We start from the raw sequence: 26,255 nt of genomic DNA on the forward strand, positions 1-26,255 counted from the left end.
CATGAGTCTATTTGATACTATCACGCACCGAAGGAACATTTACAAGGCTATTTATGCACTGGATTCCTACATCTGTGAACGAAATCTTCTATCGGTAGAGGATCTGAAGTGCTATTATCAGCTGAAGGATAAATTTGACTTTGACGGCACAATCATGGATGTTATAGAGAAATGCCAGAAGAAACTTGAGAAGATACTGAACGAAGAAAATGATGATTTCTTTACCGTTTCAGTATACTATAAGATAAAGAAACTGAAAGATGAAAACGGAAAACAGTTAGTTACTTACAGACCGTTACATACTGCAAGTCTGATTGATCAAATCTGCATGGCCGCCTTGCTGATCCCACTGATGTTTGATGACAGTAAAAGCGTGCGGAACAAGTCGGAGCTTTCAAGGATGATTCCACATAATTTTTTTGGTAATATGCCGAGTGAAAGTGTAGATAGTCTTTTTATGAATTGGACAGAAAAGTATCGGCAATATTCTAAAATTATCCAAGACAAGAGCCGGGAATATTTGAAGACGCGGGAATATGATACGGTAATCAACTTTGATTTGGCAGATTTCTTTCCTTCCATAGACCCGGCCAGAATGTATAATTTCATCCTGAATCTGTTAGTTCCTAAATATCCCGATAAGGACGACTTGAAAACCTTGAAGAAGGCCATTGTGAAACTGCTCTATTTCAAGATTCAGGAAGATTCTCTGAGGGGGTGGATGGATGTTTATTATCCGAATACGGACACGACGTCTTTTAAGAAGGTTTTCATGAACAGAGGAATTGCTCAGGGATTGCCTCAATCTTATTTCTTCGGGAATCTATGTATGATTGACATTGCGGACAAAATGGCATCAACCGAAGAGTTGAAACAATCAGATGCCTATTTTTATGTGGATGACTCGGTTATTTTTGCTAAAGGGATTAACCAAGGAAATTTTAGAGCACTGATAACTAGACTAAACAATACTATCAAGGAATCACCGGCCAAGTGTGACGAACAGCCGGAGTTGAATCAAGTTTACCTGGATTTTCAGAAAAAAATTAACTACCAAATAAAATTTCATGAAGACGAGAAAAGTACAATTTGTACCATTGAAGAGGCGTTTAACGGAATGGAAGGGCTCTTCCTGGTGCAACGACCTGTCTCGATGGGAGGTTGGATACATGGAAATATTGATGAAGTGGACGAACATGTATCCCTGAAGAAACTCAATGCACTCCAGACGGTAGTAGAAAACCAACTTTTAGAGGTAAAAAAGAAACAAGAAAAGGACCCTAATAAAAAGCAATGGGGCGAAACCCGAATAAAATGGCTATCCAGATATTTGAAATATTTCATTTATCGGCAACGGAAATTGAAACTTATCATCAATGGTCAGTTTGATGAGTCCATGAAAGCAGATTTCTATGATGATTTCCATATCACGACATTGGGTATGGAGGCAAATGAAAATCAAGACAAAGCCGTCAAAGTTAATAAATTTGAGGAGGAAATCTTCCAGGCTGAAATAGGAATGTTTGCCAAGGCAATGACTTTCGATGATTTAAAGGAGTTCTGTAATAATATCCAATCATTTGATAAGATATTGGCAAGCTATAACTGTCCGAATGAGCGCAATTTTAAAGCGCTGTATTACTATAAGACTACTGAATTATTGGAACAAACCCATTTTCTGCAACAAACAGATAGCTATGCTTCCTTGAAGCAATTACTTTTACGCACTTTCCCTTTTCAGAATATTGAGGTGTTCTTGGATACAATCTATCAGGATCATACTGTAAACGAAAAAGGTTTTTGGGGAAAACAAACATTTCTTCCAGCAGAGGAGAATAAGGATAAGGAGAAAAAAAAGAAAGAATGTTGGATTGAATTACCTGATTGGGTGGACTTTATTTTTAACAATTCATCGGAATTCAAACGGAAAATACTTAATTGCTGCTTTTCGCTGGCTTGCAGGATCAGGGTTGAAGACAGCCTAACTATCTTACATACGGATCTGAAACCGGTAAGATATTATGAATTACGTATTTTATCCATTCTAAGGAACCGAAAATGCAATTGTGAGGATTTCTTTCACTTCCTACAGCAATTAGATTATAAGGACGTGAATGAAAAGATGGAAATTGACTTGGGTATCTTAGAAGCTTTGACTATTTTCAGGCAACGAGTACAAGATCCGATGAAAATAGACCGACTCATCCAGACGCACCGGCTTGTGAAAAGTTTGTGGCACAATGGTTCTAAGTTCCTGAATGCTTATACGCTTCACAACCATGAACATGCCATTAATCTGATTAAGAATGTGGTGAGAATGGTCAACAACATTGATTTTTTAAACATAAAATCAACGGATTATTTCTTGTTATTCCAGGCCTGTTATCTGCATGACATCAGTATGGTGATTCATCCGAATATAGCGTCTTTCAATGAATCAAATCCGGATTCAGAAGTGTTAATCAGCCAATGGATGGATGAAATGTTAAAGATAGAGAATGATGTCACTAGGACTTTTAAAGAAGACCATTTTTCTCTAACAGAAATACTTCAATTACGAAAAAAAATCGGTAGATTGCAAGTAGAAGCTTTCCAGAAGGTTTTCAATTTTTTTGAGAACAAGGTCAGAAACGCCCATCAGCAAGACAGTGCTAAATACATCCGGAGCTGGCAGAAAGGAATCTTGTCTCATCTTTCAGAAGTTGAAGCCGATATGATTGCAAAAGTTTCAGAAAGTCATGGTTGGGATAGCATACACGTGTATAGCCTGAAGTCTGAGGCAAAGGAAGAGTTGGTCAGTATTAAATATATGATGATTCTTATACGTATGGCTGACTTGTTGGATCTGGCAAATGATAGAATAGACTACTATCTTCTGAAGCAGAACCGGTCTCAAATGAGCCTTCTTTCCCGGTTTCACTGGATTTCGCATCTCATATCGGACGGATATAAATTGGATGTCGAGTTTAATCCGATAAAAGGTGTTCCATTGGACGAACACCCTATTGAGGAAAATATTTATGTGGACATCTTCTTGAATACTGAAATTATGGCTGCGATGCCTGTAAATAAAGAACCTTGCTTGAATATCCGTGCCACTAAAGGACTATGTAACAGCAGCAGCAATCCCCTAAAAAAAGAAGGCACACAGCAGGAGTGTATCCAATATGAATTATTTAAAGACAACAGAAGGTGTAATTCGGACTTGGTCCGAATTGACGGAACAGGTAAGAAATGCCCTTTCTTATGTATCTGGATACAAAAAAAACATGAATGGTTGTTTGCAGAACTGGCTGAACTGAAGTATTATCTTAACTCTGTAAATTCGAACCTTATCAAATCGGATATTAAAGTCAGATTCTTTTATTCTAACCTTCAGCCTTTTGATTCGGAATTCTATGATGATATCAGGTCTTATCTACAAAAGTCATGAAGCTAGAAGTATGTGTAGAGCTGTTCGGATTTTCGCTACCAAATGGCTTCATGTAAACGGGTATACTTCTATTGGGGTTTATATCGACTGCTATATGATGTGTGAGCATCAGCAAATCACTCACTGGCTGGTTAGGAGCCTGATTGATTACCCAAACTATATCTAATATTCATTAGACGGCATATTGAACCGAATGTTCTGACGGTGATGCTACTGGTTAGTTTTTGCTTATAGGTCAGGGCTTACCAAAAGGATCATTATTTCAGTATAAACCGCGTCTTAGTGGTACTCATTCTTGTCAATTATGTCTGCTTGAGATGAACCGGAAAGAAGCGTTCTGACATTGAAAAGGCTATACCACCACATCCGTTGGAGTATAGCCTTTCACTTTTTATCATATTTTGTATATATCCACTTCATGCCTTTTGGGAATTCCTCTCCAGAGCCTGCATATAATGGCGCAACATATAGTCGGAAGAATAGCCAAGCATTTCCCTGACGTGTCCTTTAGGAATCTGGTTAGCCAGGATAACTGTTACGACAAACGTATTGCGGGCCATCTGGGTGGTAAGCCTCTTGGAAATCCGACATTGTACCGAAACCTCTTTCAGGTATTCATTCATTTTCTGGACTGACGGGACAGGAAAACACGGACCTTCGGGATTCATCGGATTCCAGCCTCTGTATTTCTCCAGCAGAACCATTGCCGGTTTAAGAAGAGGAACACGGCTTGTACAGCTGTCTCCGACCTCCGTTCCTTCAGCACGGGTCCTGCAAATCCATAGTGTTCCTTCGTCATCCCTAAACAGGTGCGACGGACAAAGGGTGCTTATTCCCTGATAGGAAAGTCCGGTGAGCGCACAGAAGACGAACACATCCTTCACCCGTTCCAGACGTCCGGCCGGCATATCCGTTTCCATCACTGTTCTCAGTTCATCCCAGCCCAGGAAGGAAGGTGAAGTCTCCTCTTTCACGCACAGCCGTCCCAGTTCTTCCAGGCACCTACCATCCTCCATCCAGCCCTTCTGCCGGGCCACCTTGAGAACCTTACGGAAACACTCCAAATATTTAGCCGCCGTATTCCGTGCCAGCCCGCGGGTTTCCTTCAGATACCTTCCAAATGCCGTGATAAACTTCCTGTCCAGTTCGGAGAACGCGATATCTTCCTTATTGTAAACATTCCGTATGACGGTCTCTACCAATCCGCAGCATCTGTTGTAACGTGCCAGCGTGGCAGGATGCAAATCCCCGGGAGAAGCCGCCCATTCGTCTATGCATTCCTTCATGGCCTTCAGAACCTGATGCCGTCCTTCTCTGGCATATAGAATATCCAGGATTTTCTTCGGAGTCAGTTTTTCCCCATCATACACGGAATTCCTGTGGATGACATATATTCTGTCCCTCAGTGTCTCAAGGTACATGTTCAGTTCCCTCGAACTTCGGTCTTTTCCTTTGCTACGCATCTTTGCATTGTCCCATAACTCCACCGGTATAGAGCGCTGGATACGGATTTCATCCCGCTGCCCGTTGATTGTCACCCGAAGAACGACCGGTGCTTCACCGTTCTTCAATAACTTGTTCTTCAAGATAAAGAACATTACATTCAGTGTGTTTCCTTTCATACGTTTTGTTTTGGTACAAACTTAGTAAATGCGCTGAGATACAACACTATGCAAAATTGCGCAATATAGTGAAGTATAATACATGCCTTTCCTGAACACAGCTGTACTTTCCGGATTCAACGACCGGATATTTTTGAAAGACCGGTTCCTGCAACAGACAACATGAGACATCTGGTGACTTGTGATGCCATCTGATGACATGATATTGGCCGGTCGGCCCATACCGTCTATATTTGCCTCAAACCAAACAACTACACTTTATGGAAATCGTAAACATTGAAGCCGGTACTTTCAGAGAAATGGTAATATCTATCCAACTGCTGAAAGAAAAACTGGAAAACCTCAAAGGCAGGAAAACCTCAAAAAGTCTGGATGACTGGATGGACAATCAGGAAGTATGCATGGCGCTGAACATATCGCAGAGAACATTGCAGGCCCTGAGAAGCAACGGTACCTTACCCTTCTCCCAGATTGACCGGAAAACCTATTATCGGAGACAGGATGTTATCAGACTGATTGAAAAAGGGAAGAAGAGATAATCCCGACAAAAGCGGGGCCAATCCATACAAGCAAACAACTCTTCATTATGTAAAAGGCTATACCTCACTGTGCGTTGTGAAGTATAGCCTTTTCTGATTATCCGAAGACCCGGGCGACATCCTGCATGTCCTTCATGATACTGTTGTCCAGCACACGGGCATAATGCTGTGTCATGCGGGTTGAAGAATGGCCGAGCATTTTTGACACATTCTGTAGGGCGACATCGTTGGCAAGGGTAACAGTCGTCGCGAACGTGTGTCTGGCCACATGAACGGTCAGCCGCTTGTTTACCCGGCATATGGTGGCTATCTCTTTCAGGAACTCGTTCATCTTCTGATTCGAAGGAATCGGGAAACAGGGACCTTCAGGATTTTCCGGATTCCAGTCCTTGTATTTCTCCAGAATGACAAGTGCGGGTTCCAGAAGCGGGACATTGCAGGTACAGCTTTCCTTATGAGTAGTAATCTTTACGCGGGCCTTGTGTATCCACAATTTCCCCTCATTGTCCTTGTAAAGATGTGCCGGACACAAGGTCTTTACATCAATATACGACAGGCCGGTCAGACAACAGAACAGGAAAAAATCCTTCACGGTGTTCAGACGTGTCGTGGAAAAGTCCTTCTCCATAATCCGTTTCAGTTCCTCCAAGGTCAGGAACGTAGGACACGTCTCCTCTTTCCGGAACAGACGCTTGCGTTTTCCGGCCAACGGATCCTGCTCCAGCCATCCGTTTTCCCGGGCCAGTCCGAGAAATTTGCGGAAACAGCTCATATACTTGGTCAGGGTATTCTGGGAAAGCTTGCGTACCGTCCTCAGATGCATCTCAAACCGGTCGATGAATTCCCCATTCAGTTCATGGAATGTAATATCCTCTTTCCTGTAGAAATCCTTAATGACCGTCTGCAACGATTCATAACAGTTGTTATAACGTGAAATGGTGGAGGGCTGGTACTCCGTACCGATCAGGGAAATCCAGTCATCGATACATTTCCGCATAGTCTGCAAAACCAGATGCCGTTCCTCTTTAGAGAATAACTTTATCAGAAGATTCTTTGGGGTAATCAGGGCTTCCCGACAGAGAAGTTCCTTGTGAATCTGATACAGCCTTACTTTTAATGCCTCGATATAGCTGTTCAGTTCCGTTGAACTCCGGTCTTTTCCTTTGCTGCGTTCCTTCACATTGTCCCATAACTTCAACGGAACAGAACGTTGAATCCGAACTTCATCCAATTGTCCGTTAATTGTCACCCGCAGAAAAATCGGTGCCTCGCCGTTTTTCTTTAGTCTGCTCTTACGGATAAAGAACAGAACTTTCATTGATTCCTGTTTCATACCACTTTATTTACGTTGTAAAATTAGAAAATGAGGAACAGGAAAATCCTACGCAAAAACATGATAATCAATGAAGTATTATACATTTCAGGTGCTTTTTTATTGTCCCTAAAAAAGAACCCTGAATTTGCACCTGACAAACTTCTAGAAACGCTATATTCTGCTTCCGCCCGGAAACAAAAAAGCCCTGATTCTGTTGTGAATCAGAGCTTTTCCTAATTTTGCTTTGTAAGCTTGCGGTGCGTACGGGACTCGAACCCGTGACCCCATGCGTGACAGGCATGTATTCTAACCAACTGAACTAACGCACCAGTTATTTCTAACTGTTTATTTTTTTTGTTGGCGGTGCGTACGGGACTCGAACCCGTGACCCCATGCGTGACAGGCATGTATTCTAACCAACTGAACTAACGCACCAATTATTCTCGGCTTTTGAGTTGTTTTATGTCTCAATTGCGGTGCAAAGGTACAACAATTTTCCGTACTTGCAATACTTTGACCGATTTTTTTCAAAAAAAGTGATTATCACCTCATTTTTTACCGAAATCCGGCTGTTTTGAGGTGATAATCGTTGAATTATGGGCAAGTTATTTTATTCTCTTATATCCGTATTTTGCCAGGTCTCCAAGTTCTTCTTCGATACGGAGAAGCTGGTTGTATTTTGCCATTCTGTCCGAGCGGCTCAAAGAACCTGTCTTTATCTGACCACTGTTGGTTGCTACAGCAATGTCTGCTATTGTGGCATCTTCTGTTTCTCCCGAGCGGTGTGATGTAACAGTAGTATAGCCATGTCTGTGTGCCATTTCTATTGCATCGAGTGTTTCGCTCAGCGAACCTATCTGGTTTACTTTTATCAGGATTGAGTTTCCGCATCCCATTTCTATACCTTTTGAGAGGAATTCCACGTTAGTAACGAACAGGTCGTCGCCAACCAGCTGGCATCTGTCGCCGATTCTTTCTGTAAGTTTTTTCCAACCATCCCAGTCGTTTTCGCTCATACCGTCTTCTATTGAGTCGATAGGATATTTGTTTATCAATTCTTCTAGATAGTTAATCTGTTCGTCAGAAGTACGTTTCTTTCCTTTTTCTCCTTCGAAGATTGTGTAATCGTATATTCCATTCTTGTAGAACTCTGACGAAGCGCAGTCCATACCAATCATAATGTCTTTTCCCGGTTCGTATCCTGCGGCTTTGATAGCAGAGATTATTGATTCAAGAGCGTCTTCTGTACCGTTGAGTGAAGGTGCAAATCCACCCTCATCGCCTACTGCAGTGCTGAGTCCTCTGTCGTGAAGTACTTTTTTAAGGGCATGGAAGACTTCTGCGCCCATTCTGAGTCCTTCGCGGAAGGATTCTGCACCTACAGGACGAATCATGAATTCCTGGAAGGCTATAGGAGCATCGCTGTGAGAGCCTCCGTTTATGATGTTCATCATAGGTACAGGTAAAGTGTATGTGTTCACACCGCCAATGTATCTGTAGAGAGGAATATCAAGATAGTTTGCGGCAGCTTTTGCCACTGCAAGTGATACACCGAGAATTGCGTTTGCTCCGAGTTTTGATTTGGTCTTTGTACCGTCCAGTTCAAGCATCTTGTTGTCTATGGCCCTCTGTTGCAGTGCAGACCAACCTGTAAGTGCAGGTGCAATGACATTGTTTACGTTATATACAGCTTTCAGTACGCCTTTACCGCCGTATCTGGTTTTGTCGTTATCGCGCAGCTCAAGAGCCTCGTTTTCGCCTGTTGATGCTCCTGAAGGAACAGATGCTCTACCTGTAATTCCTGATTCCAGACGAACTTCTACTTCTACTGTCGGGTTGCCGCGTGAATCCAAAATTTCACGTCCTTTGATTGATTCTATTCTCATACGCTTAAGTTTTTTATAGTTTTATATACACCTGCAAAGTTCAAAAGTCCTGATTTTATTTACAATACCTAAAAGTAGGTATTCTTCTATTGCAGGTTTTTGTATTGTTATAAAATAGGACAGGTTGCCCTGATCAAATGTAGGTACATTTTCACGAGGCAACCTGTATATCTATGATTTAGGGAATGAACAGTTATTAGTAGTTGTTCTTTTTAACTTCGAAATAAGCCTGTGGGTGAAGGCATGCAGGACATATTTCAGGAGCCTCTGTACCTACGTGTACATAACCACAGTTGCGGCACTGCCATACTGTTTCAACATCTTTCTTGAATACCTTTCCTTCTTCGATATTCTTAACGAAAGCTCTGTATCTTTCTTCGTGTCCCTTTTCAGCTACAGCAATTTCACGATACATTTTTGCGATTGCAGGGAAACCTTCTTCGTCTGCGATGTCAGCAAAACGTGGGTAATCCAATGACCATTCTTCGTTTTCGCCGGCAGCTGCTGCTTTCAGGTTTTCAAGTGTTGTACCGATTACGCCTGCTGGATAGCTAGCTGTAATTTCTACCATTCCGCCTTCAAGCCATTTGAACATACGTTTTGCGTGTTCCTTTTCCTGATCTGCAGTTTCAGTGAAGATTGCAGAAATCTGTTCGTAACCTTCTTTCTTTGCTACACTTGCAAAATAAGTGTAACGCATTCTAGCCTGTGATTCACCTGCAAATGAGATTGCCAAATTTTTCTCTGTTCTTGTTCCTTTGATGCTTTTTTCCATAATTGTAGTTATTTTGTTGGGTTAAACTTCTTGTTTTATTTTCACACTGCAAATATAATATGTTTATTCAAATTTGTAATCATTACAATTTTTAATTTATAATCTTTTAAGTTTTTTCTGCCAAATCATAATTTATATAGTTATAAAAGTATGTTATATGGCAGAAAATACGTAATTTTGCAAAAAAATATTTATAAATAGAAATAAGATTGTTTTATGAAAGGGGTTGAGTTTCATCCTAAACTGTTTTCTACACTCAAGAATTACAGTAAATCAGATTTCATGACTGATTTGATGGCAGGTATAATAGTAGGTATTGTAGCCTTGCCATTGGCTATCGCGTTTGGTATTGCTTCAGGTGTAACTCCTGAGAAAGGTATCATTACGGCTATTGTGGCTGGATTTATCATTTCGTTCCTTGGTGGCAGTAAGGTGCAGATAGGTGGTCCTACAGGTGCTTTTATTGTTATCATCTACGGTATCATCCAGCAATATGGATTGAGCGGACTTATGGTTGCCACTATGATGGCTGGAGTCTTGCTTATATTATTAGGTGTATTCAAGTTGGGAACTGTCATAAAGTTTATTCCCTATCCTATTATTATAGGTTTTACCAGTGGTATTGCCGTTACAATCTTTACTACACAGATAGCAGATATCTTCGGCCTTGATTTCAGGGGAGAAAAGGTTCCTGGAGATTTCATTGGTAAATGGATGCTCTATTTCAGACATTTTGATACTGTGAACTGGTGGAATGCCATAGTAAGTGTAGTCAGTGTGTTTATCATAGCTATAACTCCAAAATTCTCAAAAAAGGTACCTGGGTCGCTTGTTGCCATTATTCTGGTTACTGTAGGAGTGTATTTGCTGAAGCAGTATGCAGGAATCACATGTATTGATACTATCGGCGATCGTTTCAGTATTAAGGCTGAACTTCCTTCGGCAGCTGTTCCTGCGATAAATTGGGAGGCAATACAGAATCTTTTCCCTGTAGCGATAACTATAGCGGTTCTTGGAGCAATAGAATCTTTGCTTTCTGCTGCTGTGGCTGATGGTGTGATTGGTGACAGACACGATTCAAATACAGAACTTATAGCTCAGGGTATTGCCAATGTGGTATCTCCTATTTTCGGAGGTATTCCTGCAACAGGAGCAATTGCCCGTACTATGACAAATATCAATAACGGAGGAAAGTCTCCTGTGTCAGGAATTGTACATGCAATAGTTCTTCTTCTGATACTTCTTTTCTTAATGCCGCTTGCACAGTATATACCTATGGCATGTCTTGCCGGAGTATTGGTTATTGTATCATATAATATGAGCGGATGGAGAGTGTTTATGGGATTGCTTAAGAATCCTAAATCGGACGTTACAGTTCTTCTTATAACATTCTTCCTTACAGTTATATTCGATTTGACAGTGGCTATTGAGGTGGGATTGCTCATTGCCTGTGTGCTGTTTATGAAACGTGTGATGGAAACTACTCAGATTTCCGTTATCAAGAACGAACTTGACCCTAATAAGGAATCGGATATGGAGGTGCACGAAGAGCATCTTATTATTCCTGACGGTGTAGAGGTGTATGAGATCAACGGTCCTTATTTCTTCGGTATAGCAACCAAATTTGAGGATATGATGGCACAGCTGGGCGACAGACCTAAGATTCGTATTATTCGTATGCGTAAGGTGCCGTTTATCGATTCTACAGGTATTCATAACCTTACTACACTTTGCCACATGTCGCAGAAGGAGAATATACATATCATCCTGTCGGGTGTAAACGAGCATGTACATAAGACACTTGAGAAATCAGGATTCTATGAACTCCTTGGCAAAGAAAATATCTGTAGCAATATAAATGAAGCCTTGGCTGTAGCTACAAAAGAAATTGAAGAACTCAATAGAAAATAAAGCTTTTAACAATTAACATAAATGCTCCATGTTGTTAACAAACGTGGAGCATTTTCTTTATTTATTAAACTATGTTATAAAGCATAGATTTTTGGTCGAAATACTTGCAGATTACTGGAAAGTCCGTACCTTTGTACTGTGTTTTTCATAGTATTAGATTTTAAGGTTAACAAAGGTTGGAGTACAGCGGTACTCCTTTTTTTATGTCTTTACGTTTCGTACGATAAAATATAGTAAAAACCGCCGGCTAGATATACATCACATATCTCTAGCCGGCGGTTTTTGTTTCTTATTATAAATTACAGAATAACGATACGAAGAATGGTACGCTCAGGTTTATCAGAATTCCGTGAAGAATAGCCAATGGAATGGCTTCCTTGCCTGAATATTTGCTGATAGTAGCTAATAGAATATCAGATGATCCTATACCTGCGGCAGATATAGGTGCAAGCTGCCCGAAATATTTTCTTATTACCGGGGCACAAATCAGGGCCGTCATTTCGCGGAATATATTTGCAAGCAGGGCAATAGTTCCTAGTTCTGTGGCAAGCTGAAGTCCTATGCTTGGTGTTTTAAGCTGGGTTATAAGAACTGAAGATACGGAATAGTATGCAAAACCACTACCTACAGCCATACAGTCGAATATGCTCCATCTGCTCAGAATAAATGCTGCAATTGCAGAGAAAACGAAAGTTCCTGCCACTGTAGCCATCGGGACAAGAAGCATGTTAAAACTCAGTTGTGATGCAAATCCTTTTATGTCCTGATTACCTCCAAGATTGATGCCAAGCAAAAGCATAAGTACATAGAGTACATATACCGAGAGCTGATGCGCATCGAAATCCATTGTAACAAAATAACCGCCCAGACATCCTAATATAAAGAATACCAGAATCATTATACTTCCTTTCATTTTCCGGTTCCTTTCTTGAAAAACATGTTGAATACCAGCATGGCTGCTACAGAGCTTCCTACAAGGCTTAAGGCAGATATTATCGCTGCCTGTTCGCAGTAGTAAGTCAGATTGTTGATTATTAGTTCGTTTGCCCCTACAGATAGTCCTAGAATGAATAAAAGAAGACAAACTACAATTTGTATAAGTACAGTTACCTTGCTTAGGTCTTTTTTACTGCGTAGACTATAACCTATCAAGGCACCTATTGCCATAATAGAAATAAAAATGAACATGTAAAGTTATAAATTAAAATTAGACATAGAAAATAAAAATCCTCGCTTGGAGTATATTCTATGGCACATTAGTGAAATTAAAAGATCGTATAGACCAGATTATTTTCATTTTTAATATCAATTTATAAGTTTTTGTGTTGCTTGAAATCGGGCGCAAAGGTACACTTTTTTCTTTTATGTTATATTTGATATACAAGAAAAATGTTTTATACTGTAATTTGAATATTTTGTGCTCATATTGCTTACAATTTGATATGTATATTACATTACGAATTGATAGTATATTATTGTCGGTGAATAAATATTCGTTTTTGTTACATAGTTATATAAACAAGAAAGCCCCAAGAGATTATCTCTTGAGGCTTTCTTGTGTTGGACTACCAGGATTCGAACCTGGACAAACAGAACCAAAACCTGTTGTGCTACCATTACACCATAGTCCAAACTTAATTGCTTTCTTTCGAAATGCGTGGTAAAGATACTATCTTTTTATGTTATCTTCCAAATTTTCTTTAACTTTTTTCGTACTTGCAGGTCTATATTTATTAATAAAGTATTGTTGTCTTGGGTAAAATTCTATCTGTGAAAGATGTGAAAGTAAAATTACTGTATAAAACCACTATAGTTTCAATCAGTCTTTATGATTGTGTTTCTTGAGTACTCTGTGTGGCAGTTCTCCATGTCCAAGCAGTTCTATAGGGCATTGCAGCTTTTCTTCTATCCATTCGGCAGAGACTTCGTTTTGTGGGTGATAGTCCAAAGTGCCGTTTACGCAAGCTATACTCTTTACATTTTGCAGTACTGAGCCTATGTCGTGGCTTACCAGTATTATGGTCCTTTCCTTGTTTATTTCCTCAAGCAGTGAATACAGTCTGGCTTCGAAACGCTTGTCGATATAGGTATTTGGCTCGTCAAGTATTATTGCCTTAGGATCTGAAACAATGGCTCTGCCCAATAAAGCTCTTTGCATCTGTCCTCCGCTCAGTTGTCCTATCGGCTTGTTTTCCATTCCTTCGAGTCCCATCATGGATATAGTTTCCTTTACTCTCTCATGATGTTCCTTTGTGAATCTTCTGAACAGGTTTTTCTGTCTGTTAAGCCCTGAAAGAATAACTTCGTAAACAGATATAGGGAATTTCTTGTCTATCGAATTATATTGCGGCAGATAGCCTATTTCCAGTCTTTCTGTGGGGATACCGTTATCATAATAGGTTATTTTTCCTTCGGTAGGTTCCAGAAGTCCCAGTATCACTTTCATAAGTGTGGTTTTTCCTCCACCGTTCGGACCTATAATGCCAAGGAAATCCTTTTCTGCCACCTCCAGATTTATGTCATGGAGTACAGTCTTATTCTCATATCCGGCGAACAGGTTCTCTATTTTTATTATGCAGTTGTTCATTATTCGTTGCTTGAAACTTCTTTTGTGTGTAGTGCCTTTGCTGTATTTATCATCTCTTCAGTCCAGTTGTAGTTCAACGGATTTACCGGAACAACTTCCACTCCTAGCTCCTTGGCTATAGTCTCTGCATTACGCATGTCGAACTCCTGCTGTACGAATATTACTCTTGCATTCTTGTCCTTACACAGTTTTATAAGTGACTGCAGATGAGCAGGCGACGGTTCTTTACCACCCTCCTCGATACTGATCTGTTCCAGACCATAATCTCTGGCGAAATAAGTCAGAGCAGGATGATAGATAAGGAAAGTCTTGTCTGCATCAGTAATTATTTCCTTTATTTTTTCATCGGTCTGTTCTATTATTTTTGTAAGACTGTCCAGTCTGCTGTTGTAGTATTCCGAGTTTTTGCTGTCCAGTTCTTGCAGTGCGTTGCAGATGTTATTGGCTATTATTTTAGCGTTCTCTGTAGAATTCCAGATGTGTGGTTCCACACCGTGTACATGGTTCTCCGGTGCGTTGTTGTCATGTGAGTGTGAACATTGCTGGTGTATGAGATTTACTCCGGCTGAAGTGTCGTAGAATGGAAGCTTCGGAAGATTTTCCTGCAATTTGGCAGTCCATGACTGTTCGAATCCTATGTATCCTATACGCAGATATGCAACACTCTTGCTCAGGTTGACCATTTGTTGTGGAGTCGGATCGTATGTTTCCGGGCTGCTGCCGGCCGGTACCATGCTCACTACTTTGAATTTATCGCCTGCAATGACTTCTGTGAAATATCTTAGCGGTTCTATTGTGACGGTTATTGTAGGCTTATCGTTTTTTTCAGTGTTACTGCATGATGAAAAAGCCAGAAGCAGGCATATAATAGATAATAATGTTTTCATGTTACAATCAAAATTTAAAAGATTAATCATTATGCTGTTTCCTGCACATTTCGTTTTGTGTAAGATTTCATTTCTTTTTGGTCCCTCTCAGTATTTCTCTTTTGCCTCCCGGAGGACCTGCCAAGCGTTCCACTATGAAACCCGCTTTCTGAAGCATCCGTCTTACAACTCCTTTTGCACAATATGTGGTTAGTATTCCGTTGTCGTTCAATACTTCATATAGGTTGTCAAATAGCGTCTGACTCCACATTTCAGGTTGCTTTTCCGGAGCGAAGGCATCAAAGTAGATAATGTCGTAGCCTTTACTGAAATTATATTCAGTAAAATCACCTTCTATTTTTTCAATAGTGAAATGTTCTGAAACGGTTTGCGGTGAGTTCCATTCTGCATTGTGGATAGAGTAAAACAGTTCGCTTTCTTCCGGGGCGATAAGTTTCGGATAGTCAAGAAGCTTTATAGTCTCCATATCAAGAGGATATTTCTCTATAGTAGTATAGAATATGTTTCTGTTTTCTTTCTTTGCTTCTAGCGAAGTAAGGAAGGCATTGAGTCCGGTCCCGAAACCAATTTCCAGTATATGTGGTGAAGTAGCCTGTGAGTGTTTAAGACCCATATTGATGAATATGTGTTCCGACTCTGTCAATGCTCCTTTCACAGAGTGATAATGTTCGTTCAGTTCCGGCACGAACAGTGTATAGCTTCCGTCTGCGGTCTTTTCTATTTCCATAACCTTACTATATAACTTGTTTTACAAAGATATAAGTTTCAGGGTAGTAGCTACCAGAATGGCATATCTGGCAAGTTTTCCCAAAGTCATTGATATCGTTACGATAAATGCATTTGCTCTCATTAGTCCCAATACTACCAGTATAGCATCACCTATAACTGGCAGGAACGACAGGAAAGCTATCCACGAACCTTTTCCTTTAATAAATCTTTCTGCCTTGTCCATCTGTTTCTTTTTTACTCCCAGATACTTCTCTATCCATTCCATCTTTCCAAGATGTCCTATCCAGTAACAGGTAAGTCCTCCAAGAGCATTTCCTGCCGTGGTTGACAGTGTGGACAGTATAGGGTCAAGCCCCAGGCCTATACATGCCAGTAATACAGCCTCCGAACTGAATGGTAATACAGTTCCTGCAAGGAATGCCGATATGAACATTCCCCAATATCCCCATTCTGTAAGAAACTGAAGCATTGCATCCATGTCTTTTATAATCCTATGTTTAAAGAAAAATGAATCATCAGGTTATATAACGCAACAATAGCAATTATAACCAGTGAAAATATCATAAATATGTATGTAAACTTGTTTGTTTTATGTATCATGGTATATCCGTAAAGGATTGAGCCCATAGCCATTATAATGGGAAGTATAGACTTCAGCATAACAGGTTGTGCAACCATAATGATTGTTTCATATATTCCTATGGTGTTTATCACTCCTATCATGATTCTGTTCTTTACTTTATCATTTTGTGATATTATAAGGCTGTTTATTCCACTAACAACAGACAGTAGCAATATGCATCCGGCTGTCACTGTCTGATATATTGGTAAATTTCTGTATATGTTTATGTTCCATTCAGATACATTGTCGAACCATGTGAGAAACATCGGACTGTTACCACTGTAAAGATTGTATCCGGTTATGAGCCAGTATGGTGTGCACAGACCTATGATGCCTGCAAAGAAGTTTCTGAAACTGAAAGACCTAAGCTGAAACATGAGAATAAACACTAGTGGTGCAGAGAGAATTATCCCTGGTTCAATAAGACTTCCTATGCCTAACCATAAAAAGGCATGAAAAATATACGTAGGTGCATTTTTCAACTCATAACTTTTGAGCATACAGTAGAGACTTCCCATGAAGAACAACATAACCCAGCATTCCCCTTTGCCATATTCGTGAAGGAAAAATGACGATGAATAAAGTATGGCAAATAAGGCAGAGGGCAATGATGAACGGCTTCTGATAAGAGCAAATGAGGTGTTGAATTCTATGAGAAGATATGTTACCAAACCTCCTGTTATGAAAGAGGCTGCTTCCAGATTATCTTTGAAAGCAACTATCCACAGAATTGCGGATAATATGATAGCTACCGGAAGTGTCAGTCTACCGGTAGCTATCTGATATTGAAAGCGGTTATGCATGATATATTATAAATCGAAACCGATGTCTGAACGGAAATATTTCTTTTCAAACTGTATCTTGCCTGCGTTCTGGAAAGACATTGCTAATGCTTCTTCTTTGTTTGTTCCGTAAGAACTTACAGCTATTACACGTCCTCCTGCTGTTACAACCTGATCGTCTTTGACAGCTGTCCCGGCATGGAATACAATACTTCCTCCTGCTTTGGCATCTTCTATTCCACTCATTGGGAATCCTTTTTCGTATGCTTCAGGATAGCCTCCTGATACCAGCATTACGCATACAGCCGAGCGAGGGTCTATCTCAAGAACACGCTGGTCGAGGTTGCCCTCCGCAACACCTTCGAGCAGGTCAACCAGGTCGCTCTTGATACGGAGCATTACACTTTCTGTTTCAGGGTCACCCATACGTACGTTGTATTCTATCACCATCGGTTCGCCCTTCACGTTGATAAGTCCGAAGAAGATGAAACCTTTGTAGTCGATACCTTCTTCCGCAAGACCTTCTACTGTAGGACGTATGATGCGGTCTTCTACCTTCTTCATCCATTCTGCATTTGCAAACGGAACAGGTGAAACAGAACCCATACCTCCTGTGTTAAGACCTTTGTCACCTTCTCCGATACGCTTATAATCCTTTGCCTCAGGTAATATTTTGTAGTTTTTTCCGTCTGTAAGAACGAAAACAGAACATTCTATTCCGCTAAGGAATTCCTCTATAACAACTGTGGCAGAAGCACTTCCGAACATACCGCCAAGCATTTCTTTCAGTTCCTTCTTTGCCTCTTCCAGTGTAGGGAGAATCAATACACCCTTTCCTGCACACAATCCGTCAGCCTTAAGCACGTATGGAGCTTCGAGAGTTTCAAGGAAAGCCAATCCTTCTTCAAGGTTTTCGGCTGTAATGCTCTTGTAGCCTGCTGTAGGGATATTGTGACGCTGCATAAATCCTTTTGCAAATTCCTTGCTTCCTTCAAGCACTGCGCCGGCTTTAGAAGGACCGATAACAGGGATTGACTTCAAAGCCTCGTCATCGCGGAAAAAGTCATATACACCCTTTACCAATGGATCTTCCGGACCTACTACCACCATGTCAACTTTGTTTTCAACGACAAACTGTTTGATGGCGTTAAAGTCGTCAGCCTTGATAGCTACGTTTTCACCAACTTCGCGTGTTCCGGCATTTCCCGGAGCGATGTACAATTTCTCAACTTTTGAGCTTTGTGCAATTTTCCATGCCAGAGCATGTTCGCGGCCGCCTGAGCCAAGTAGTAAGAGTTTCATATTATATTTTGGTTTTAAGTTTTTCATTTTAAAAAATCGTCAAAGTATCTCGAAATGTGTTCATGCAGATGAACTCTTTCTGTTCCAATCATGTTATGTCCTGATTCAGGATAAACGAAGAAATCTGGATGTGTTCCTGCATCAATGCATGAACGCAGGAATGTATAGCTGTGCTGAGGAACGCATGTTGGATCTTCGCCGCCGATAATAATCAGCAGTCGTCCTTTCAGATTTCCTGCTTTCATATTCAGATTTGAGTTTTTGTATCCTTCCGGGTTTGTTTCCGGTGTGTCCATGTATCTTTCACCGTACATTACCTCGTAGTATTTCCAGTCTATAACCGGACCTCCGGCTACACCAACCTTGAATATCTCAGGATAAGTAAGCATAAGGTTAGTAGTCATGAATCCGCCGAAGCTCCATCCGTGTACCCCTATCCTATTGGCGTCAACGTAAGGAAGAGACTGCAGCATCTTAGCTCCTTCCACCTGGTCTTTCATCTCTTCAACACCAAGCTGACGGAAAGTGCAGTTCTCAAATTCCAGACCACGGTTGTCGCTACCACGGCTGTCAATAGTAAGCATCACATAGCCTTTCTGAGCCATGTACAAGTCCCATCCGCGTGCATCGTAGAAACGTGTGTTATGTATCATTTGTGCGTGAGGACCGCCATACACGTAGATTATAGCAGGATATTTCTTGTTAGGGTCGAAATCAACCGGCTTGATAAGTCTGTAGTAAAGGTCTGTCTTGCCGTCTGCAGCTTTGATTGTTCCCAAAGTAATTTCAGGCATATTGAATTTCTCAAGCATTGGGTCGCTTGATGCGAAAATCGTAACACCCTTCTTGCCGTTGGTAGGCAATATGCTTGTTTCGCCTGCTATGCTGAACGAAGTCATATTGTCGATGATATAAGTACCATCGGCAGAGAGTTGCGCCTTGTGATGACCATCTTCTTTACCTATCAGAACACGTTTGCCGTTTTTTATGTTGAGACTGTAGATGTTTGTCTGCAAAGGTGAAACCTCGGTAGATGCAATAATGACTTCCTTCTTCGCTTCGTTGAAACCGAGAATATCCTGTACCAGCCAGTTGCCTTTGGTAAGCTGTTTAACCTCTACATATTCCTTGTATTTATTCATACCTTCTATCAGTTCCAATGTGACTGGTCTAGGTTTCTTCGTGTCGAACAGATACAGATGGTTGAATCCGTCTCTCTGGCTCTGGTAGATGAATTTTGTTTCATCCCAAGGCAGGAATGTAAGAGTGTGCTGAGGTTCAACATATTTCGGATGAGCTTCTTCATACAGTACACCGATTTTCTTTCCTGTTTCGGCATCATACTTAACAAGCTGAGCATGGTTTTGGTCGCGGTTAACTTCTATCACGTAGATGTTTTCCTCGTCAGGAGCCCATGATACGTTTGTGAAATATCTGTCGGTTGGGTCACCTGCATCCAGGTAGACTGTTTTTTCGCTTTCAAGATTGTATATACCCACAGTAACCTTATGGCTTGTCATACCTGCCATAGGATATTTGTCTGGCTCTAGAGTTGCTATGCGTGTAGTGGTGTTCACTTGTGGATAGTCTGTCACCATGCTCTGGTCCATGCGGTAGAAAGCAAGATATTTTCCTTTAGGACTCCAGAATGTTCCTTTGTATATCCCGAATTCATTGCGGTGGACAGCCTGTCCGTAAACGATGTCGTGAATATCATTTCCGCCACATGCAGCTTTCTCAATGTTGATGTCAGGATTAACCTGCTTGTCAGCAATCTTTTCTGAAGCTATATGCAGATTGTCGCCCACTGTATATGCTACAGTCATGCTTTCCTTGCAGAAATCAATGTTGGCAGCTCCATTGTTTATTTTGATAACTGATTTTACTGCCTTATCTTCGAAGTTATAGACTATGATGTTACCGTCGTTTGAGAGAAGTATTTCCTTTTCGTCACCCCACGGCATTGAGGCACCCATAAGCGAACGGAGTGGTTTGATACTCTTAGTCTTTTCGTCAGCCTGAAGTGCGGAGTTCAGTTCTTCTAATGTGATGATAGTTTTTTCCTTACCGTTCTTTTTGTCGATAGATACTATTTCTTCCACTCCAGTACGTATACATACATTGCCCCACCATTTCAGGCCTGACATTCTTTTCGGAATGAGGTTGAAATAGTTGTCGCCTCCCGGTATTACATCCTGTAGGGTGAACGAAGTCTTTTCCTGTGCCAGGATTCCTGTAGTAGGGATATTAAGTGCCATTATACTCAATAGGGTTATAATTTTGGTCTTGAGAATCATGTTTTTCCTGTTACGTTATGAATCGTTTTAAAAATATGAAACCTTGCAGGGTAATGTTTTACCCTGCAAGGATATGCATTAATCAATGTTGTTTTCTTCTGTTGACAGTAAATCTTCAGCTTTACGTCTGCTGTGTATATATCTTGGTGCAGGCGCTGCTTTAGGACGTCCATCGTCTGTTGACGGGCGTGGAGTGCGTGGCTTGTTTTCATCGCGGTATTTGAATTCGCTTTTTCTTTCGCGTGTAAATTCTTTTCCGTCGCCCGCCCTTCTTCCTCTGAATGCAGGTTTGGCATCATCGTTTTTACGGTCTTTTCTTTCAGTTTTATCGTTACCGAAAGATTTTCTGTCCTTACGGTCGCCTTTTCCGAAATCAGTTTTCTCATTTTTTCTTTTGGGCTTTTCGCTTCTTTCTTCGCTTTTAGCCTTGAAGTTCTTTCCGTCTTCGCCGCTTCTGAAAGCCTTGAACTTACCGTCGAACAACTGATATTGGCGGAACTGACATTCCAGGGCACCATTTATCAGGCGTATTTTTACGCTTGGCTTAAGTCCTATCTGGTCGAAACATTCGTCGCGGTAACTCAATATCCACGCATCATTACCTGTGAAAGCATGTTTCAGTCTCTCTCCTATCATCTTGTATAGGCCAAGGAGGTCGTCTGATGAGATTCTTTCACCGTAAGGAGGGTTTGTTATGATTATACTCTTTTCTTTAGGCTGTTCAAACTGTTGGAAAGGTTGTATCTTTAGTATTATATCCTTGCTTAACCCCGCAGCTTTTACATTGTGTATAGCAATTTCGTTTGCCTTAGGATTGTTGTCGTAACCGTATATCTTGTGGTTAAATTCTTTTTCCTGCGAATCGTCATTATAGATAGAGTCGAGAAGTTCACGATCGAAATCTTTCCATTTTTCGAATCCGAATTCTTTGCGGAATACACCTGGAGCAATGTTGCGTGCTATAAGTGCAGCTTCGATAGGAATAGTACCAGAACCGCACATAGGGTCAATAAGGTCGCACTCTCCTCTCCATCCTGTCATAAGAATCATTCCGGCAGCTAGAACCTCGTTAAGCGGAGCTTCTACCTGTTCCTGACGGTAACCACGACGGTGAAGAGATTCTCCAGAACTGTCAAGTGACAAAGTACACTGGTTTTCTGCGATATGGATGTTGATACCCAAATCAGGCTTATTGATGCGTACTGACGGACGGTTTCCTGTCTTTTCGCGGAAATAGTCTACAATGGCATCTTTTACTTTGTATGCAACGAACTTAGAATGACGGAATTCTTCCGAGAATACTACAGCATCTACGCTGAAGCTACTTGTATTGTCAAGATATTCATTCCATTCAATACTTTTTACAGCATCATAAACTTCGTCTGCAGAGTTTGCTGTGAAGTGTTTGATAGGCTTAAGGATGCGTATTGCAGTACGAAGGCAGAAGTTTGCTTTGTACATCATTGCCTTGTCACCGGTGAAGGAAACCATACGTCGACCTATTTCGATATTGCTGGCTCCCAATTCTGTGAGTTCTTGTGCCAATACTTCTTCCAGACCTTGGAACGTTTTGGCGATAAGCTCGAATTCTTGATTCATGTTTGAGAAAAAATTACGTAATTTTGTTTTAGGGGACAAAATTACGTAATTTCAGTCGCTTAATCAATGTTTTAGCGTTGTTTCTTATAATAATTCTATAAAAGAGTTCACGTCTTCTTCGTGTGTAGCCCAGCTGGTGACAAATCTTACCACAGTTTCTTTCTCTCCACGAGACCCCCAAAGTTCAAATCCGGCGTGTGGTGAGAGTCTGTCAATCTCTGTATTTGGCAGGCAAACGAACTGCTGGTTTGTTGGTGAGTCGATATAAATCTTATATCCTTTTTCCTTGAAAGCCTGTTTCAGTTTCATTGCCATTCGAACAGCATGTCTGGCTATATTCAGATATAATCCGTCAGTGAACAGAGTCTCGAATTGTATACCCTGCAATCTTCCTTTTGCGAGCAATGCACCGTGCTGTTTTATCAGAGGGAAGAAGTGAGGCAGACGTTTGGGATTTGCAGCCACTACAGCTTCGCCGAATAAGGCACCTACCTTTGTTCCACCGATGTAGAATACATCACATAGTCTTGCAATATCTTTTAGTGTGATATCAGCTCCTTCGGCAGCCAGTCCGTAACCAAGTCTTGCTCCGTCCATATACAGTGGTATGTCTGCCTTACGGCATACACGGCTGATACTTTCAAGTTCCTCAAGTGTGTATAGTGTTCCGTATTCCGTAGGATGTGAAATGTAAACCATACCAGGAGCAACCATGTGCTCGTAAGTTTCGTCGCGGTAAAAATCGGATATGTATTTCTCTATATCCTCAGCTTTGATTTTTCCTTCATATTGAGGCAGGGTCAGCACTTTGTGTCCTGTTGCTTCTATTGCTCCCGACTCGTGAACGTTGATATGTGCACTCTCTGCAGCCAATACTCCTTCATGATGTCTGAGTAGTGCATCTATTACAGTAGCATTAGTCTGTGTCCCTCCCACTAGGAAATGTACGGCAGCGTCAGGCTGTCCGCAAGCCTCTCTTATAAGTTGTTTGGCTCTCTGTGTATATTGGTCGGAACCATATCCTGTGGTATGTTCAAGATTGGTCTCCATAAGTCGGCGCATCACTTCCGGGTGTGCCCCTTCCATATAGTCTGTATAAAAGTATAACATTGTTGAATGATTTTATAATTCGTGTGCAAATATATGCATGATAACCCTTATATAGTAGAATTTATCAGTGATTAATGTTGAAAAATATCTAATTTTGCGGTGAAAATTTATGAAGACGATATGACAAGTTTACACAATGCCAAATATCATATTCTGGCGATACTTACGGTAGCTGTATGGGGAACCACATTTATATCTACAAAAGTTCTGATAAACAATGGTTTGACTCCTCATGAGATTTTCTTTATACGCTTTGTGATTGCGTATATCGGAATATGGTTTATTTCGCCCCGCAGGATATTTTCCGAAAGCGTTAAAGATGAACTTACGTTACTGGCAGCCGGACTGACAGGTGGTACACTGTATTTTATCACGGAAAATACGGCATTGCAGTTTACTCAGACCACTAACGTGGCTTTTATTATATGCATAACTCCGCTGATAACAACCGCTATGTCTCTTTGGGTAAACAAAGACAGTAAAGTGGGGCGCGGATGGGCTGTAGGATCATTAGTCGCACTGGTTGGTGTGGCTATTCTTATATTCAACGGTAGTGTCATTCTGAAGTTGTCGCCAGTAGGAGATTTGCTGACACTTGCCGCTGCATTGTCGTGGGCATTCTATAGCCTGATAATAAACAAACTTTCGAAGAAATATAACTCGGTCTTTATTACAAGGAAAGTTTTCTTTTACGGAGCTTTATGTGTTCTGCCTACATTTGTAGTCAATCCCCCTTCATTCCCTGTCGAAGGTTTTCTTCGCCATGAGGTATTTCTCAACATTATGTTTCTTAGTGTTTTGGCCTCACTTGTATGCTTCGTTGTATGGAATATAGTACTGATGCGTATAGGCACTATAATGTCATCTAACTATCTGTATCTTAATCCTTTGTTTACAACGGTTGCAGCGTCTATATTCCTTGATGAAACATTAACCTGTTATGCCGTGATTGGTGTTGTATTAGTAATGCTTGGAGTATATATTGCAGCAAGAAAAGGGTCATAATATACCGATAATAATTATAGTGCAAATAATTATCTTTACTTTACAAAGTGGTTATCATAAATAATTTACATACCTTTGTGATAATTATTCATATATACATGAAATGTTGATAATCACATTGTTGTAGTGAATGCTATTTTTTATTTTCGGCATTACTGACCGAACATTGTTGTTTTTAATATAAACCTTAAACATAATTATTATGAACAAAAACACAAGAACAATATTTCTATTCAGTTTTATTTTACTTTGTAATGTTTTTATACATGCCAACAATGGTTTTACAGCACTGACTGTTGACCAGGGTTTCCTCACAGCCGGAAAAGGAAATGCAGACCATATATTGCTTAGAATAAATCTTAAAAGGGATATTACAATGGAGCCTCCTATCCTATCCGGTTTGAGAATTTCCATGAATGGAACTACAGACTGTAATGACATTTCTGCACTAAAAGTATATGCAACACAATCTCCTTTCCTGAATGGTGACATAAAGGTTTATTCTTTGGCTCTTGCTAGACATGAAGCTCCAGCATTGTGGAATACAGAAAGTTTTGATATTACTTTTTCTTCAGAATACATACCTTTTGATGAATTGAATTATCTGTGGCTTACGGCGGATATCTCGTCCAAAGCCAAGACGGGTAATGAGATAGATGCAATGTGTGAGGGCTTATTATGTAATGGCGGTACATTTATATCTGTAGAGTCGGGTAATCCTGAAGGTGTCACTCGTATATATAACAGACAGACTATGTTGTTCAATCCGTGGGATAACGGTTCTGAGTTTTATAGGATACCTGCAATGATTGTATTGGAAAATGAACAGTTTAAAGGACGCATACTGACTGTAACAGACAGACGTTTTAATAGCAATGCCGACCTGCCAAATAAAATAGACCTTGTAGCAAGGTATAGTGATGACAATGGTAGTTCGTGGAGCAAAACAAAAACAATTGCTGGAAATTATAACCAAGGACCAGATTATGGCTATGGAGATGCGGCAATAGTAGAGACCGAAAACGGTAAAGTTGTTTGCCTTATGGCTGCTGACCGTCAGTTCCAGCGTTCTACATATGAAAACCGAATAAAGGTTTATCAGACATCGAGTTCTGACGGTGGGGAGACATGGGTTCAGCCAAAAGAAATATCGGACTTAATATATGATGCTGTATACAAAGACGCTCCGTCAAAACTTCAGGGAGTCTTTGTCACTTCTGGAAAAGGACTGTGTCTTAAGCATCAGAAGAAAAAATCTCTAAACGGTAGAATACTTTTTGTTATGGTTTGCAAGTTCGAAAGCGGACCGTATTGTAATTATATTGTATATTCGGATGATGAAGGAAAGACATGGAACGTATCGGAAGAGGCTGCATTCATTGGTGGTGATGAGGCCAAACTTGTGGAAGAATATGATGGTTCTGTAATAATGTCAACTCGTCGTAGTGGAGAACGTGGATTTAATTTTTCATGTGACGGAGGACTTACATGGGGTAAAGGCTATACCAACAGTGATCTGTGGGGAAACAGTTGTAATGCAGATATGTTGGTCTATTCGGAGAAAATATACTTGCATACTATGCCCAATGACGAGAGTCGCAGAAATCTTACAATTTATGCCAGTAAGGATAAGGGAAAAACATGGCCTTATAAGTTTGTATTCAATAGTCTTACTGGAGCATATTCCACTATAGTAAAATGTAAGGACGGTTCAGTTGGTATATACTATGAGGATGGAACTATGAGCGGACATTATTCAATGAATTTTATTTCTTTACCTCTGGAATGGATATTAAGGTAAATTCATGATTTTATGAAAAACTAAAAATACTCCGATACTGTTGTTTGTGAATT

At 40.6% G+C, this 26,255-nt stretch carries 20 protein-coding genes and 3 tRNA genes; 5 read left to right on the forward strand and 18 right to left on the reverse strand.

The window, feature by feature from the left end; genetic code table 11:
• Position 1: 1 nt before the first annotated feature.
• Complete coding sequence (locus I6E11_RS00890) at positions 2-3,433, forward strand: HD domain-containing protein (RefSeq protein WP_235335969.1); 3,432 nt, start codon at positions 2-4, stop codon at positions 3,431-3,433.
• Positions 3,434-3,849: 416 nt separating this feature from the next.
• Here the strand turns inward: I6E11_RS00890 and I6E11_RS00895 are convergent, their stop codons facing one another.
• Positions 3,850-5,055 carry a site-specific integrase gene (locus I6E11_RS00895; protein ID WP_235335970.1) on the reverse strand — a complete coding sequence of 402 codons (1,206 nt, stop codon included), beginning with the start codon at positions 5,053-5,055 and terminating at the stop codon, positions 3,850-3,852.
• A 260-nt stretch (positions 5,056-5,315) separates the two neighbouring features.
• On the opposite strand from I6E11_RS00895, the gene I6E11_RS00900 reads away from it, so the two are divergent.
• On the forward strand, positions 5,316-5,594 hold the full coding sequence (locus I6E11_RS00900; RefSeq protein WP_118153334.1) for a helix-turn-helix domain-containing protein: 279 nt from the start codon (positions 5,316-5,318) through the stop codon (positions 5,592-5,594).
• Positions 5,595-5,691: 97 nt separating this feature from the next.
• On the opposite strand, the gene I6E11_RS00905 is transcribed toward I6E11_RS00900, so the two are convergent.
• The 5 genes from I6E11_RS00905 to rbr form a co-directional block, all read right to left on the reverse strand.
• Positions 5,692-6,927, reverse strand: a complete 1,236-nt coding sequence (locus tag I6E11_RS00905; protein WP_235335971.1) for a site-specific integrase — start codon at positions 6,925-6,927, stop codon at positions 5,692-5,694.
• Positions 6,928-7,164: 237 nt separating this feature from the next.
• A tRNA-Asp gene (locus I6E11_RS00910) sits at positions 7,165-7,238 on the reverse strand.
• Positions 7,239-7,267: 29 nt separating this feature from the next.
• A tRNA-Asp gene (locus tag I6E11_RS00915) sits at positions 7,268-7,344 on the reverse strand.
• Between the two features lie 170 nt (positions 7,345-7,514).
• Entirely contained in the window at positions 7,515-8,795 is a 1,281-nt protein-coding gene (gene eno / locus I6E11_RS00920; RefSeq protein ID WP_235335972.1) for a phosphopyruvate hydratase, read from the reverse strand.
• 196 nt (positions 8,796-8,991) lie between these two features.
• Entirely contained in the window at positions 8,992-9,570 is a 579-nt protein-coding gene (gene rbr / locus I6E11_RS00925) for a rubrerythrin (RefSeq protein ID WP_154043679.1), read from the reverse strand.
• A 216-nt stretch (positions 9,571-9,786) separates the two neighbouring features.
• Between rbr and I6E11_RS00930 the strand changes: the two genes are divergently transcribed.
• On the forward strand, positions 9,787-11,481 hold the full coding sequence (locus I6E11_RS00930; RefSeq protein ID WP_235335973.1) for a SulP family inorganic anion transporter: 1,695 nt from the start codon (positions 9,787-9,789) through the stop codon (positions 11,479-11,481).
• Between the two features lie 292 nt (positions 11,482-11,773).
• On the opposite strand, the gene I6E11_RS00935 is transcribed toward I6E11_RS00930, so the two are convergent.
• From I6E11_RS00935 to I6E11_RS00990, 12 genes are all read right to left on the reverse strand, one after another.
• A complete protein-coding gene (locus tag I6E11_RS00935; protein WP_235335974.1) occupies positions 11,774-12,394 on the reverse strand; it encodes a LysO family transporter in 621 nt (206 codons plus the stop codon).
• Entirely contained in the window at positions 12,391-12,669 is a 279-nt protein-coding gene (locus tag I6E11_RS00940; protein WP_235335975.1) for a LysO family transporter, read from the reverse strand. Before I6E11_RS00940 ends, I6E11_RS00935 begins: the two co-directional genes overlap by 4 nt.
• A gap of 372 nt (positions 12,670-13,041) precedes the next feature.
• Positions 13,042-13,112 (reverse strand) — tRNA-Gln (locus tag I6E11_RS00945).
• Positions 13,113-13,300: 188 nt separating this feature from the next.
• A complete protein-coding gene (locus I6E11_RS00950; RefSeq protein WP_235335976.1) occupies positions 13,301-14,068 on the reverse strand; it encodes a metal ABC transporter ATP-binding protein in 768 nt (255 codons plus the stop codon).
• Positions 14,068-14,955 carry a metal ABC transporter solute-binding protein, Zn/Mn family gene (locus I6E11_RS00955; RefSeq protein ID WP_235335977.1) on the reverse strand — a complete coding sequence of 296 codons (888 nt, stop codon included), beginning with the start codon at positions 14,953-14,955 and terminating at the stop codon, positions 14,068-14,070. The genes I6E11_RS00950 and I6E11_RS00955 overlap by 1 nt, the downstream gene beginning before the upstream one ends.
• A gap of 67 nt (positions 14,956-15,022) precedes the next feature.
• Positions 15,023-15,682, reverse strand: coding sequence for a tRNA (5-methylaminomethyl-2-thiouridine)(34)-methyltransferase MnmC2 (gene mnmD, locus I6E11_RS00960; protein WP_235335978.1), 660 nt, complete (start codon positions 15,680-15,682; stop codon positions 15,023-15,025).
• A gap of 21 nt (positions 15,683-15,703) precedes the next feature.
• Positions 15,704-16,162, reverse strand: a complete 459-nt coding sequence (locus I6E11_RS00965; protein ID WP_235335979.1) for a YqaA family protein — start codon at positions 16,160-16,162, stop codon at positions 15,704-15,706.
• 5 nt (positions 16,163-16,167) lie between these two features.
• A complete protein-coding gene (locus tag I6E11_RS00970; RefSeq protein ID WP_235335980.1) occupies positions 16,168-17,109 on the reverse strand; it encodes a hypothetical protein in 942 nt (313 codons plus the stop codon).
• A 6-nt stretch (positions 17,110-17,115) separates the two neighbouring features.
• Positions 17,116-18,390 carry a phosphoribosylamine--glycine ligase gene (purD, locus tag I6E11_RS00975; protein WP_235335981.1) on the reverse strand — a complete coding sequence of 425 codons (1,275 nt, stop codon included), beginning with the start codon at positions 18,388-18,390 and terminating at the stop codon, positions 17,116-17,118.
• A 23-nt stretch (positions 18,391-18,413) separates the two neighbouring features.
• Positions 18,414-20,648: a S9 family peptidase gene (locus tag I6E11_RS00980; protein WP_394800083.1), complete on the reverse strand. Its 2,235-nt coding sequence runs from the start codon at positions 20,646-20,648 to the stop codon at positions 18,414-18,416.
• Between the two features lie 117 nt (positions 20,649-20,765).
• Positions 20,766-22,286: a THUMP domain-containing class I SAM-dependent RNA methyltransferase gene (locus I6E11_RS00985; protein ID WP_235335983.1), complete on the reverse strand. Its 1,521-nt coding sequence runs from the start codon at positions 22,284-22,286 to the stop codon at positions 20,766-20,768.
• Positions 22,287-22,370: 84 nt separating this feature from the next.
• Positions 22,371-23,396, reverse strand: coding sequence for a threonine aldolase family protein (locus I6E11_RS00990; RefSeq protein ID WP_235335984.1), 1,026 nt, complete (start codon positions 23,394-23,396; stop codon positions 22,371-22,373).
• A gap of 120 nt (positions 23,397-23,516) precedes the next feature.
• Here I6E11_RS00990 and I6E11_RS00995 point away from each other — a divergent pair, with 120 nt between their 5' ends.
• Positions 23,517-24,401 carry a DMT family transporter gene (locus I6E11_RS00995; RefSeq protein ID WP_235335985.1) on the forward strand — a complete coding sequence of 295 codons (885 nt, stop codon included), beginning with the start codon at positions 23,517-23,519 and terminating at the stop codon, positions 24,399-24,401.
• 202 nt (positions 24,402-24,603) lie between these two features.
• Entirely contained in the window at positions 24,604-26,202 is a 1,599-nt protein-coding gene (locus I6E11_RS01000) for a sialidase family protein (protein WP_235335986.1), read from the forward strand.
• Positions 26,203-26,255 lie beyond the last annotated feature (53 nt).

It is taken from the genome of Bacteroides caecigallinarum (assembly GCF_021531075.1).
In the GTDB taxonomy this organism is placed as follows: Bacteria; Bacteroidota; Bacteroidia; order Bacteroidales; family Bacteroidaceae; genus Phocaeicola; species Phocaeicola caecigallinarum_B.